Annotated in this window: 12 protein-coding genes; 1 reads left to right on the top strand and 11 read right to left on the bottom strand. The window is 42.0% G+C overall.

Annotated features, from left to right (window positions below; translation table 11 throughout):
* Positions 1–79 precede the first annotated feature (79 nt).
* Entirely contained in the window at positions 80–862 is a 783-nt protein-coding gene (gene pssA / locus BuS5_RS11410) for a CDP-diacylglycerol--serine O-phosphatidyltransferase (protein ID WP_035265755.1), read from the bottom strand.
* Positions 859–1,530, bottom strand: a complete 672-nt coding sequence (locus BuS5_RS11405) for a phosphatidylserine decarboxylase family protein (protein WP_035265753.1) — start codon at positions 1,528–1,530, stop codon at positions 859–861. The genes pssA and BuS5_RS11405 overlap by 4 nt, the downstream gene beginning before the upstream one ends.
* A 632-nt stretch (positions 1,531–2,162) precedes the next feature.
* Here BuS5_RS11405 and BuS5_RS11400 point away from each other — a divergent pair.
* Complete coding sequence (locus tag BuS5_RS11400; protein WP_027354393.1) at positions 2,163–3,038, top strand: methylenetetrahydrofolate reductase; 876 nt, start codon at positions 2,163–2,165, stop codon at positions 3,036–3,038.
* Positions 3,039–3,206: 168 nt separating this feature from the next.
* On the opposite strand, the gene BuS5_RS11395 is transcribed toward BuS5_RS11400, so the two are convergent.
* The 9 genes from BuS5_RS11395 to BuS5_RS11355 all read right to left on the bottom strand — a co-directional run bounded on the left by BuS5_RS11395 (position 3,207) and on the right by BuS5_RS11355 (position 13,577).
* Positions 3,207–5,012, bottom strand: a complete 1,806-nt coding sequence (locus BuS5_RS11395; protein ID WP_274427670.1) for a hypothetical protein — start codon at positions 5,010–5,012, stop codon at positions 3,207–3,209.
* Positions 5,009–6,847, bottom strand: coding sequence for a hypothetical protein (locus BuS5_RS11390; protein ID WP_274427669.1), 1,839 nt, complete (start codon positions 6,845–6,847; stop codon positions 5,009–5,011). Before BuS5_RS11390 ends, BuS5_RS11395 begins: the two co-directional genes overlap by 4 nt.
* A 585-nt stretch (positions 6,848–7,432) precedes the next feature.
* Positions 7,433–7,927, bottom strand: coding sequence for an acyl-CoA thioesterase (locus BuS5_RS11385; RefSeq protein ID WP_027354965.1), 495 nt, complete (start codon positions 7,925–7,927; stop codon positions 7,433–7,435).
* A gap of 18 nt (positions 7,928–7,945) precedes the next feature.
* The gene (gene recC, locus BuS5_RS11380; protein WP_035266459.1) at positions 7,946–11,233 is read right to left on the bottom strand and encodes an exodeoxyribonuclease V subunit gamma; all 3,288 of its coding nucleotides are present in this window, start codon (positions 11,231–11,233) and stop codon (positions 7,946–7,948) included.
* Complete coding sequence (gene elbB / locus BuS5_RS11375) at positions 11,233–11,886, bottom strand: isoprenoid biosynthesis glyoxalase ElbB (protein WP_027354967.1); 654 nt, start codon at positions 11,884–11,886, stop codon at positions 11,233–11,235. Before elbB ends, recC begins: the two co-directional genes overlap by 1 nt.
* A 231-nt stretch (positions 11,887–12,117) precedes the next feature.
* Positions 12,118–12,348: a hypothetical protein gene (locus BuS5_RS11370; protein WP_198012320.1), complete on the bottom strand. Its 231-nt coding sequence runs from the start codon at positions 12,346–12,348 to the stop codon at positions 12,118–12,120.
* 374 nt (positions 12,349–12,722) lie between these two features.
* Positions 12,723–12,893 (bottom strand): hypothetical protein, encoded by a 171-nt coding sequence (locus tag BuS5_RS11365; protein WP_157487509.1) that lies wholly within the window; start codon positions 12,891–12,893, stop codon positions 12,723–12,725.
* Between the two features lie 14 nt (positions 12,894–12,907).
* A complete protein-coding gene (locus tag BuS5_RS11360; protein ID WP_027355164.1) occupies positions 12,908–13,312 on the bottom strand; it encodes a toxin-antitoxin system TumE family protein in 405 nt (134 codons plus the stop codon).
* Positions 13,293–13,577, bottom strand: a complete 285-nt coding sequence (locus tag BuS5_RS11355; protein WP_035266838.1) for a hypothetical protein — start codon at positions 13,575–13,577, stop codon at positions 13,293–13,295. Before BuS5_RS11355 ends, BuS5_RS11360 begins: the two co-directional genes overlap by 20 nt.
* Positions 13,578–13,655 lie beyond the last annotated feature (78 nt).

Here is a 13,655-nt window from a genome sequence, read left to right as displayed (position 1 = left end):
TGGATAAAGTTAGTATATATTAAATATGGTTAGGATCGTAAATTAAATAACTTGAACAATATTATTTAATCTCCGATCCTCAGGCTTTTTTTTTATCTGGTTTGGGTGTATTTGTTGTATTATGTTTTGCATTTTTAAGATGTTTAAGAGAGCCAATGGGTCCCGAAATAACATAAATAAGCCCCATAAGAAAAAGTGCAATCGACGGTTCAGCCGCAATAAAAATAAATATAATGACAGCCCCCACCAGAACATTGAAATTCATTTTTTTGAACAGCTCCGGTTTTTTAAAACTATTATATTTAATGGTGCTTACCATCAAGAAAGAAAGGGTATTCATAATTATAAATATTAATATCGGATTTACACTATTATTCATTCCGAACCTGTGGCAGAATAAAACAATAACGGCATTCATACCTGCTCCTGCAGGTATCGGAAGACCAACAAAATGGTTGCTGTCTACACTTCCTGTTTGTGTGTTGAATCGTGCAAGCCTGAGAGCGCCGCATATAAGGAAGAGGAAAGCAGCCAGCCACCCTATTCGGCCTAAGGGTTTCAGTGCCCAAAGGTATATCATGAGGCCTGGAGCAAGGCCAAAAGAAATGAGGTCGGCCAGGGAATCGTACTCAACCCCGAATTTGCTTGTAGTATTTGTTGCCCTGGCGATCTTTCCGTCCAATGAATCGAAAACAACAGCTATGAGAATAGAGACTCCGGCTGCCGTAAATCTGCCGTTTATTGAAGATATTATGGCATAAAATCCACAGAAGATATTCATGGATGTAAAAAAGTTAGGCAGAATATAAATGCCCCGGCGCGGCCTCTTTGGTATGGATTTTTCGGTATTATTATGTTTCATGATAAAAACCCCAGAATGGAAGCGCCTGCTTTAACTTTATCCCCGGTAGAGACGCTGATATCCGAATCTGCCGGAAGATAAACATCCAGCCGTGATCCGAAACATATGATGCCGAACCGTTGTCCGCGATCTACGGTATCTCCCTGCTGCAGACCGCAAATAATACGTCTTGCAATTAGTCCGGCTATCTGGACAAAACAGATTGAATGACCATTGTCAGTCTCAATAAAAATTGCATTATGTTCATTATTTTTTGATGCCTTATCCAGATTGGCGGAAAAAAATTTCCCAGGATAGTAACAAATATCGGTTATTTTGCCGGCATAAGGGATTCGGTTAACATGAACATTAAAAACCGACATAAAGATACTTATTTTTATACAATTTTCTTCTGTAAAACGATTTTTTTCAATTAGTTCGGCTTTAACAATCTTGCCGTCGGCAGGTGAAACAACAGCCCTGAGTTTGTTTGGTATCACCCTGTCCGGATCCCTGAAAAAACAGCATATGCAACTTGCAGCCAATAATCCGCCAACAGCCGGAATGACGAGTCCAAGGAGCGCGAAAATCACTGTTACAAAAGCGGCGGCAAAAATAAAAGGATATCCTGCTCTGGCTATGGGAAATGCAGTCTGCCCCGGCGGATCGGGCCAGGAAAATTTTTTCATCTAACTCTGCCTTGAGATTTTGTTCAAAAATATTATATAGATTGTCATATAAAGAATTTCACTGCGTTATCGGTCAAAACCTTCGGTCGACGTACTACCGGTACGCCTTCACCAGTTACCCCTCCATCCTTATGAAATTACTTATTCAAAAATATATATTAAAATCAAATGGGAAAGTCAACAATAACCATTTCCCCAATTCAGGGTAACCGCATTTGGAAATCATCATGCCAGAACCTTCAATAATTAATCGTTATCCCATCCGGCCCTGAGCCGTTTGGACTTAGGGAACTGGAATAAAATAATATACCTATATCGTGCAGAACTTTTGTTCGTCTTCAAGGCGTGATGGCAGGTGCATAGCGAGAGCTATGTGCCTGTTATTACAACGTAGAAGACGGGCAAAAGAGCAAGCAGGGTGGGTACATTATTTTTTGGAAGTTCCCTTAATACTCTTTTTTACTGTTGCTCTTATAATTGTTTATTTATTGCCCGGATTTATTTTACATGGTAAGCAATCCGGAGAGATTTTTCCATAAATATATAATGGCATTCAGGCCATAGCCTGATGAACGTGGAAGTTATTTTATTTTATCTACATTTCTAAAAGAATGATTGGAGGTAATGAAATTATGCGTGTTTCAAGTTTGTACGAAAACAGTAAAAAACCTGTTATCTCGATGGAGTTTTTTCCACCAAGGGATGAAAAGGCAGCCGGAAAGTTTGGCGCAATCATAGATAAGCTTGCCGAGCTTAAACCCGATTATATGTCTGTAACATTTGGAGCAGGCGGTTCAAACCGGGATGGGTCATATCAGACAGTTAAAAATATAATGGATAAAAAGCTGCCTACTGTAGCATATATAGCCGGTCTCGGGCTTGGACCTGATGAGATTACGGAAGTTTTGGATAAATATAAAGGTATCGGTGTTGAAACAATTTTTGTTATTCGCGGGGATAAACCCAGGGATGATAATTATACCCCCCATCCCGACAGTTTTTCCTATGCTTCGGAAATGCTAGGTTTTATTAAAGAACGTTACGATTTTACCCTCGGATGCGCAGGATATCCTGAGGGGCACATTGAGGCGGAAAGCCTTGAAAAAGATATTGAATTTTTGAAACTCAAGGAAAAAAACGGCGCTGAATATGTTATTGCTCAGTATTGCTATGATAATAACTATTTTTTTGAATATATTAAAAAATGCAGGGCCGCCGGAATTAATATTCCCATTATTCCGGGTATTATGCCGATCTATACGGTTAAAATGACTAAAATACTCTCCAAGGTTTGCGGAACTACCATCGCGGATGACTTGCAGGGCAAGCTTGATGAACTGGCTAAAGCTGATAAGGATGATGTATTAAATTTTGGTATAGATTTCGCTGTTGAGCAATGCCGGGGCTTGCTGAAAAACGGAGTTGCAGGTCTTCATTTTTATACTATGGACCGCAGCAAATCAACAACCGAGATCATTAACCGCCTGCGTCAGGAAAATCTGCTGTAAATTTCATACAAGGAGGATAATTTTATCATTGTCCTCCTTGGCTACTATAGATTGTCACATAAATAATTTTACTGCGTTATCGGTCGTTGGAGTATGGGTTCAAGATTTTGAACCCATACCCCCTCTGGCCTTGTGCCAAATTTTAAAATCGGGTAATTATCTGACAATCTATATGTTCGGCAAACGACGCAACCCAACAGACTCAAGCAGACCGTCCAGATCTTCCCTTACTGACCAGAGCACATTTTTTTTCTTCATTAGGTCTTCTGCTTTTTCTGTAAAACCATCATGAGCAAAAAACCAGACCCTCATCGTCTCAAGACCTTCGCCTTCCGCCTCCCGTAAGGCTTCGGCCTTTTGCAGGAGTGATTCCACCTCAGCATGACCAACCTTCCGACCATGCCACCATTTGCTTTCACATATCCAGTGTTCCTTTGCCGCTGCCGCTTCGACATCAATCTCCATCTCTTTTGCCGCTCCAAGTCTGGTTCGATGTCTTATATATATGAAACGCCATGGTAATGTCACATCTTCATTGCTGTGGAAAAACCTGCCGGCCAGAGTTTTTCTCTGGCCGTTCCATAAAACCTGCGCCATATATACTTCAGCGAGATATCCAAGGTGATCATTAATCCGTCTGTCAAGGGTTTGATAATGCCGAATAAGTTCTTTTTGGACTTTGGCACGATCATGACCCTCAACCTCAATTCTGCCCCACACCTTTAAAAACTCAAGCAGGATCGGATCGTCTATTTTTCTGAACCATCCGCCAAGTTCCATGTATTGGAGAAGATCACCTCTGGAGAGTTTTATCAATACATCCCTGATAGTCTCCATGGGTACGTGTTTTCCTTCACGCTCAACAAGCTTTTTCCGGATTCTATCAAGATCAAGCCGGTCTCCTTCTTCTAAAGCGGAAAGATATAAGACCCACTTTGTTATTCCATATTCATTGATCCGCTCTATCCACTTTGTTACCTGGTCGTTCAATTCAGCCCATATAAAACCGGAAGAAAGGTCTACTGCGAGGATTTCATTAAGTGACTCTTCGCTGATAATCGGTTTGCCCTGTTCTGCTGCCTGCTGGATTACCGCTGTAATATAAAATGGATTTCCCCCGCAGCGGTCTGCTACTACGGGCAGCATTTTTTTTTCTATGTGAGCTTTATGATAGAGGGAAGCCTTGAACGCCAACCGCGCCCCCCAATAGTTGGTCATCGGTTCAATCGGATGGCTGCGAAACCTTCCGAAAAGCGACCCCCGACCAAGTATCTCTCTTGCCAGGATGCTCATGGCAGAGCCCGTGACAAAATGGGGACATGTAGGAGATTCTACCGCTTCCTGCATAAAACCGACAATGCTGAAATTGTATTGGGGAAGACGGGTGTTCTGGAATTCGTCCAGGAACATGACAATGGTACTCTCGTCCCAGTCAGAAACCCTCCGGGGAAGAGTCACAGCTTTGTCTTCAGGCGTAGTTACATCCTTTTCCTGGAGGAACCGCATGAAATTGAGAGCGCCTGCAAGCCCTTCAGGAACTTCAAGACGTGCTTTAATCATTTCCGAAAGGCCATCCCTGCTTACTGAGTCAGGAGACAGAATAGAAGGCTCTCTTAATCGAAACGCAGCATACCAGCGAAGAAAATTTTCCGTATATCCTATAGCAAATTCCCACCTGTCAAGCGGCTCATCTTTAAAGCTGTAATAGACAGGAATAACCGCATTTGGATCCAGATGATCCTGCTCGAAAAAGAGACGATTTACTACACGCTTGAAAATTTCTGTCTTGCCCATGCGGCGCTGGCCTAAAAGCACGGTGGACATGGTCCTGCGGCCTATGGCGTCAAGAGCTGCATTGTAAAGATATTCCAGATGTTCCTCGCGGTTCGTGTAAACTTCTCCAGGAACCAACGGACGAATTGCCCATCTGCTGTTTTTCTTTTTTGTGACAAGTTGTTCGTTAAAAGAATTCAACTTACGCTCTCCTCAATTCCCTTTTTGTTTACTATGTTCGGCAAACGACGCAACCCCACAGACTCAAGCAGACCGTCAAGATCATCTCTTACAGACCAGAGCATATCCTTTTTCTTCATTAGGCCTTCTGCTTTTTTTGTAAAACCATCATGAGCAAAAAACCAGACTCTCATCGTCTCAAGACCTTCGCCTTCCGCCTCCCGCAGGGCTTCGGCCTTTCGCAGGAGTGATTCCACATCAGCATGACCAACCTTCCGACCATGCCACCACTTGCTTTCACATATCCAGTGCTCCTTTGCCGCTGCCGCTTCGACATCAATCTCCATCTCTTTTGCCGCTCCAAGTCTGGTGCGATGTCTTATATATATGAAACGCCAGGGCAATGTCACATCTTCATTGCTGTGAAAAAACCGGCCGGCCAGAGTTTTTCTCTGGCCGTTCCATAAGACCTGCGCCATATATACTTCAGCGAGATATCCAAGGTGGTCATTAATTCGTTTGTCAAGGGTTTGATAATGCCGAACAAGCTCTTTCTGAACCCTGGCACGATCATGACCCTCCACCTCAATTCTGCCCCACACCTTTAAAAACTCAAGCAGGATCGGATCATCTATCTTTCTGAACCATCCGCCAAGTTCCATGTACTGGAGAAGATCACCCCTGGAAAGCTTTATCAATACATCCCTGATAGTCTCCATGGGTACGTGTTTTCCTTCACGCTCTGCAAGTTCTTTCTGAATTCTATCAAGATCAAGCCGATCTCCTTCTTCCAAAGCAGAAAGATAGAGAACCCACTTAGTAATTCCATATTCATTAATTCTTTCTATCCACTTTGTTACCTGGTCATTCAGTTCAGCCCATATAAAACCGGAAGAAAGGTCTACAGCGAGGATTTCGTTAAGTGACTCTTCGCTGATAATCGGTTTGCCCTGTTCTGCTGCCTGCTGGATTACTGCTGTAATATAAAATGGATTTCCCCCGCAGCGGTCTGCTACTACGGGCAGCATTTTTTTTTCTATGTGAGCTTTATGATAGAGGGAAGCCTTGAACGCCAACTGCGCCCCCCAATAGTTGGTCATCGGTTCAATCGGATGGCTGCGAAACCTTCCGAAAAGCGACCCCCGACCAAGTATCTCTCTTGCCAGGATGCTCATGGCAGAGCCGGTTACAAAATGGGGACATGTAGGAGATTCTACCGCTTCCTGCATAAAACCGACTATGCTGAAGTTGTATTGGGGAAGACGGGTATTCTGGAATTCGTCCAGGAACATTATAATCGTACTTTCGTCCCAGTCGGAAACTCGCCGTGGTAGTGTAACGGCCTCATCTTCAGGTATTGTGACCTTCTTCTTCTGAAGAGACTCTATGAACTTTAGAGCGCCTGACAAGCCCTCAGGCACATCAAGACGCAGCCTGATCAATTCAGAAAGATCGTCAAGGTCAAGATTTTTCGTGGAAAGAATTTGGGGCTCTCTTAATCGAAACGCAGCATACCAGCGAAGAAAATTTTCCGTATATCCTATAGCAAATTCCCACCTGTCAAGCGGCTCATCTTTAAAGCTGTAATAGACAGGAATAACCGCTTTTGGATCCAGATGATCCTGCTCGAAAAAAAGGCGGTTTACTACACGCTTGAATATCTCTGTTTTGCCCATGCGGCGCTGGCCTAAAAGGACGGTGGACATGGTCCTGCGGCCTATGGCGTCAAGAGCTGCATTGTAAAGATATTCCAGATGTTCCTCGCGGTTCGTGTAAACTTCTCCAGGAACCAGTGGACGAATTGCCCATCTGCTGTTTTTCTTTTTTCCGACAAGTTGTTCGTTAATGTTATTCATTATGCCTCCAGGCGGTCATATTTGTTCCATCCGATCGTTCAACACGGGTGAGGCGGTGGAGGTCTCGTCGTATTGGCATTGTGTGGTGCTGGCAGCAATAGTTGAGACAGTAAAAGCCAAACAAAATAGTATGCTGATGGCTGATGACATGACTTGGGTTCCCGTGAGTTCATACCCATAGGTGAACTATTCACTTTTCCTTTAATTGTTCGGGTGCAATATGAAAAAGTTATTCGATTATCAGCCCTGAAAGGGCTATACATACCAGCCCAGGGCAACGCTCTGGGATTCTAATATTCCATAATCAATCAGCCCTGAAAGGGCGTGACATATATTTATTTTTCGGCATCTTATCTTCAGGTTGTCTTTACACGCTCCTCATTTCGTCTTCTTTCTTTAGCACTTCACTATGTATTGCCCTTTCAGGGCTTTTGGGGAATATATAATCTTTTTCCGGGGCGTTGCTCCGGGCTGATATGTTTAGCCCTTTCAGGGCGGCCTGGGGATAGCCATATTAATTTGTGTAACTTTTTTGTGTTGCGCCCGTAAGGGCGCTGACTTTATTGCTATGTGGATGTCCGAGCATCATGTGTTGATGTCATAATTCCGTCTTGTTTTTTTCTTTTCCGCAATTCTTAACTTATGCCTGTCTAAAGCCTGGCGATTGCGCCTTTTTTCATCATCAGTTTCCAGAATCAGAGGCGGTACTTTCATCGGCCGGCGATCTTTATCCAGGGCCACAAAAGTTAAATACGCAGAAGCGGTATGAGTAACTTTGCCGGTAAAAAGATTTTCCGCCTCAACACGGACACCGACTTCCATTGAAGTTTTGCCTACCCGATTCAAGCCGGCCTTGATGATCAGAAGATTCCCCACAAAAACCGGATTATGAAAATCGAGCCGGTCGATGGAGGCTGTAACTGCATTTTCCCGGGTATGTCGCATGGCAGTCACGCCGGCGGCATTGTCAATATGATACATAATCACGCCGCCATGCACCATACCGGCAGGGTTGGCATCCTGGGGCAGTGTAACAAGCGAAATGGTTACACTGCTCTCCTTGACCTTTTTCCCAATCATAATGGCCCCTTCTACTGATTAATAGACTTGCTTAATACATTTAAAGGCAGGTGTAAAAATTGTTTCTGAAATAGCCTGGAATTCTTCGTCAACAGGAGACTCGGTACTGATGTGAGATCTTCCAAAGCAAAGGCTGTTATACAGATTTTCAGCCTCTCCTTTTTTGTATTCATCCCCTGTCCAAATGCGCCTGGCAGAATTCAGGGCTGCTTCAGGTGATTTGTTTTTCTGCAGAAGTTTTTTCGCATATTCCAGGGATGATTCAGGAAAAAATTTGACAGGTCCGGATAATCCCCCGGAAAAGATGGATATCAGCTCATAGAGAATATTGTTGCTCTGTTCAGGAGGGGTAAACTCCCAGACTGCATCTTTGCATACAAGAAAACTGACGCAGGAAGATTCTTTGTTTTTTTCTGAAGCGCTTAAAGAGCAGAAGACGAGATGGGACAGCCAGGATATTAAAAGATCTTTTGACCTTGCCGATCCATATCTGCTTTTTACAATTCCGTGGTCATAAACATCATCAAGTTTTCCGTAAAGGTTACAGCCTTTAATATCAAGAGAGAATTCAACAGGATCAAGCCTGCTTGTTTTGGTGTGCTTTTTAATTCTTTTTACAAATTCCAGGGCATCGGCGCTCAACTTCATGTAGAGGTAATCACCGACATTCCCGTGCGGCAGCCGGCCTTCGGCTTTTTGCACCGGCAGATAGTCATCCGGATCCATTCCCGAGAGGCTTTCTTTTACGAGGGTGTATCCTAAAATATATCTATCCAGACCATCAAGATTAAAATTTTCTCTCTCGTCTTGAGCCTGAATTTCCTCTGAAAGATATATTCCGAAACGTTTATTCAGAAAATATTTAACAGGATGACTGAAAAAATCGAATAAGTCTTTGATTGCGATATTCATTAAATTATCAGGTAGATCATCAGGCGGATTATCAGATTTAGCAAGCCGGGTGGATAAAAACGGGGGTGGATTCTGCTTTTTCATCATATATAACGCTTTGGCAGCATTATAATTTTCCCTGGAATAACTGAACAGATCATCGCTGTTTTTGAAATAATCGAGAGAAAAAGCATGAAGTCTATGTTTTATCACAACCTTGTTTTCTATTTTTCCGCCGGACGCTGCAAAGTTTTTTTCCAGGTAGTCTATGAGTTCACTCACAAGCACGGAGGGAGGGATAATGCTGTTATCTTGAATGCTCTGCCCTATGTAGCTGATATATAGTCTCTCCCGGGCCGAAATTAATGCTTCGAGAAATAGATACTTATCGTCGTTGCGCCTAGATCTGTCCAGGGGTTTCGGTTGTTTTGCAATAAGATCAAAGCTAAGATGCTGTGTATCCTTGGGAAAGGCGTCATGGTTCATCCCTATAAGAGATATAACTTTAAAGGGAATGCTTCTCATGGGCAGCATTGAACAGAAGGTCACGCCTCCGGAAATGAAACCCGAGCCAAAACTCTTATTAGCGAGCGACCCTGTAATATGCGATTTTAGAACATCGATGCTTATTTTTTTGTTAAAACCCGAAATATCCGCACTTATCTGAAGATCATTGATAATACGTCTGACTACCTGTATCTCGAATTCATCATCATCATCAAGAAGAAAGAACTCATCTATGATATTGTTAAGATATATGCTCCAGGCGCTTAAGGTTTTATTTTTATTAAAGCCTTCGGCACAAGAGAAGAGGGTTTCGCAAAAATCGAGGAAACTGCCGAGAACCTTTACGTTTTCCCCTTCAATATTATCGTAGGGGAGTATTCCTGAGAACATTTTTTTTTTATAACCAGGCATGGCATAACCTAAAAGAAGCCTGTCCAGACCGTTCTTCCATGTATTTTCGGAGAATGCGGGCAGGTTAAGTTTTACCTTGCTTTCTTTATCAATACCCCACCTTATGTTTGTCTCCCTGGTCCAGGTTTCGATAATCTCCATATCCGATTTTCCCGGGCAGAATTTTTTTTTAATCCCGGGAGATTCCAGAAGATCAAGCACCTGGTTTATACCAAACCTGCTCTCCTTTAAATCGAGTATGGAAATAAAGGCGTCGATAACGCCGCTCTCTTTCGCGGCGCTTCTGTCTGCTATGGAAAATGGTATGCGGTTATCAATCCGGGAGTTGAAGACAGCCTGGATATAAGGCGCATACAACTCGATATCGGGCGCCATAACAATAATATCATTCGGTAATAGATTACTGTTTTCTGCAAACATATCAAGCAGATTATCATGGAGTACCTCAACCTCCCGCATTGGGCTGTGGCAGGAATGTATCCGGATCGATTTGTCATTTTTCGGGTTGATATGCTCTTGTTTTTCCTTAAATTTTGTTTCGCGCATCCAAAGAATGTCGTTTTGGATATGTGCAAGCATACCGGCGCATGCTGATTCATAAAATTGTTCGGATATATTACAGTCTATTTCATTGATGAACTCGAAAAAATCTTTTCCCTGTTTCCCTAAAGATGCAAGGAGGCTGTTTCCCTTCCTCAGGTGCAGTTCGTTTGTTGTTTTATCGGTGTTTACATATTTTTTCTTGACCCTGTTTATTTCAACATCGGAAAGGATGTCTCCCCAGTATTCCCGGCAAGGATTTAGAACATACATGTTAATCTCTATTACATAAGAGAGCGCTGCAAATATATGCATATGAAATTCAGGGAGATAGGATATTCCGAAGACGGATACCCTTTGGGGAAGCTTTTCGGTGGAAGCGGATCTGTCCCTTAACCATTTTAGCATGATTTCCCGAAGCCGGGCCGGATGCAATATATTTTTTTCCCCAACTACTTTTTCCCATAATTGTGCCTGCCAGATATCCTCATCCCCTTTTTCCCATTTTATTATCATTTCAGGCCGAAAAATAATATATTGCTCAAAAAGATCCGCTATTTTTTTTGAAATCTGAAAAAGTTTCAAGGAATCGTTTTTATCACCCAGATATCCGGCAAGGCTTTCAAAAACTGGTGAAGCGAGACATCCAGGGAGAAGCTTCATAATGGTAAAAGTTAATATGTCTGCGTCAAAAGGGGAGACTTCAGGAATATCAGGTATGATCTCGCGGTATAAATTGTGCAGAAAAGTATTCGGAAAGGAAAAGGAAAAATTTGCGCTAATCCCTTTTTGCTGCGCAATTTGCATAGATAACCACCGCTCCATCCCCCTGCTTTGCAGAACAATAACTTCCGGAGCAAAAGGAGAAGCCGGTGGCTCGGAAATTGATTCGGCTAATGCTTCAGCCAGGCTTTCAAGGCGGTTGCCTGTAAAAAGATTAAAACCATTTACCGTCATCAGGCCATGGATACTATCTTGTTAACCAGTTTTTCTATTCCAGCAGCAATATCCTTAATGCCGGGCCCCAGCATATAGGCCGGTGTGGTTACAATTTTGTTTTTTTCATCAACATGCACCATATCTACATTGCAGTTAAAATGCCTGGCGCCCATAGATTCGAGGGCTGAGGCGGTGTTCATATCGTTACCTATTGTTACTTCAGGATTTTTGTCCCCCAGCGCTTTTGTCAAAGTGGCCGGGGCGATACAGATAGCACCGACAGGCTTTCCGGCCGAAAGCATATCCTGCAAAATCCGTTGTACCTCCGGAAGAACAACGGCATCCGTGCCTTTATCCGCAAAGTCGCTTAGATTTTTGGCAGCGCCCATGCCGCCGGGCATAATCAGAGCATCCAGGTCGGATGCCTGTACATCCTTTAAATTTTTGATCTCACCCCTTGCAATTCTTGCAGATTCCAAAAGAATATTTCTTTTTTCTCCAGTTGCCTCCTGGGTGATATGGTTAACCACCGGGAATTCCATATCAGGAGCCATGCATACAATTTCAGCTCCGGCCTTGTCGAGATTTAACAGTGTTAATACAGACTCATGAATTTCAGCGCCGTCAAAAACGCCACATCCGGATAACAGTACACCGACCTTCTTACCCATTATTCATTCTCCTTTTTTTTTAACTGTTCATAAAGCCGATCCCAAAAGGCCCCATGGCCAATCTTCATCCTTAATTATCTAAACACGGGGGTCTCTGTCAAGCTATAGATCAACTCTTTCTTAATTTGATTTGAGTGTAACCAAAATTAAGCAACCATTTTTTTTCTGTACATTTATCAAGTTATATTCAGACGAAATCTGAGCTGTATGGTGGACATTTTGCCGACGACTTTATTGGACACTTTTTAAAAAATCGTACTGATTTTTAGCGCGCAGAAAAACACTACGATTATTCCACCACAAGGTTTTATTTTTACCTTTTTCTTTTAAGGATAAAAGCATTTTTGAGACATGATCTTCAATAGTCCCTTTTTTTTGCCAGTCCAAAAGAGTCAATATTAAGTTGCCGGAATGATCCTGCTCAATTTTACAGTTTCTTTTTTCAAATAGAAGCGTACGCATTTTTTGGAGGGTACATTTATTGCCATCAACTTTATTATAATACTGCCCCCCTAATTCTTTTAAAAAATACTCATAAGCAAGCCGGGCTACCATAACACAATAAAATTCAAATTCAACTTTTACTGGATCAAGACCAAAAATCTCATCTATAAAATAACTGGAACCTAAGTTGAGCGATTCCTTTCTGGAAATATGTATAACATACTGATTTTGTAAGATTTATTTTAAAATCCATTTTCACCCATTGGGTGAAAATGGTAATTGCAATAATCTCTTATAATTTCAGTTATATAAGTTACCTTTGGGTTTAAGAATCGCTCAATTTAGGCTATAGCAATCTTAATTTTTAGTAAAAATCTTTTTTATTCATGTTTTCAGAGACACTTTTTAATCACCTGCATTATTTTGTAGGGACTACCGTCTTTTTCAAAAACAACATCAACATTATATTCGCCAGCGGGAGCTTCCGCCACTTGGAGAACCGCTCCTGTTCCAAGTTCTGGACGATATTGAACTTTTACTTTTGTATCTTTTTTGATTTCCATTTAATCATCTGGCTTTATCTGTCTTTTTTTATTGCTATCTGTTCGGCAACCATTTGCTCCCTGACCAATCGAAGAAACTCTTCAACCGCATTTTCATAATTATCCGGAAGAAAACTTTCAGTAACATTTAGCTGGCTGCCATCATGACAATGCTTGGGAAATGTTGAGACATTTCGCCATTTCTTATGAGGAGCGTTGTCATGACGATAGATAGCATCTCTGATATTTCGTTGCTCCCAGTGATATGAATAGCTGCCATCAGGTGAATACCAGATATCTACAAAAGTATTATCAATCAAATGAAGCCGCAGCTTAAGAATTCTACCGGCTGTTCCCTTAATTAATTCAGCAGATTCCAAAATATCAGAAAACTTGCGCTCAACATTCCCTTTTATCCGCTTATAATATTCTGATATCATTTTCTATCTCGTTAATTTCCATTTCTATATTCTTAACTTCAATCAAATCTTCCCACCCGGGATGTTCCGGCGCATCGCCTTCCGCAACCTTCTGATTTAATTCTTCTACGCTTGAAGCCCGGTATCTGGACAAAATTTCGAAACGTTCGATCTGAAGCAATCGTTTTTTTTCTTTAAGGTTCGTAATTGCGCCGGAACGAATAAATTCTTCAGCAGATACAGAATATTTTTGTGATATTTTTTCTACCTGAGAAAGAGCACCCATAAAACCTCCTTTCCCGAATAAAGGGAATTAAAACAATGTAAAACTATCAATAATGATTCAGTAATTTTAGTTCATCAA

This window comes from Desulfosarcina sp. BuS5 (assembly GCF_028752835.1).
Lineage (GTDB): Bacteria > Desulfobacterota > Desulfobacteria > Desulfobacterales > BuS5 > BuS5.
Note: the sequence above shows the minus strand (reverse complement) of the source record. Positions and strands in the feature narration are given on the sequence as shown.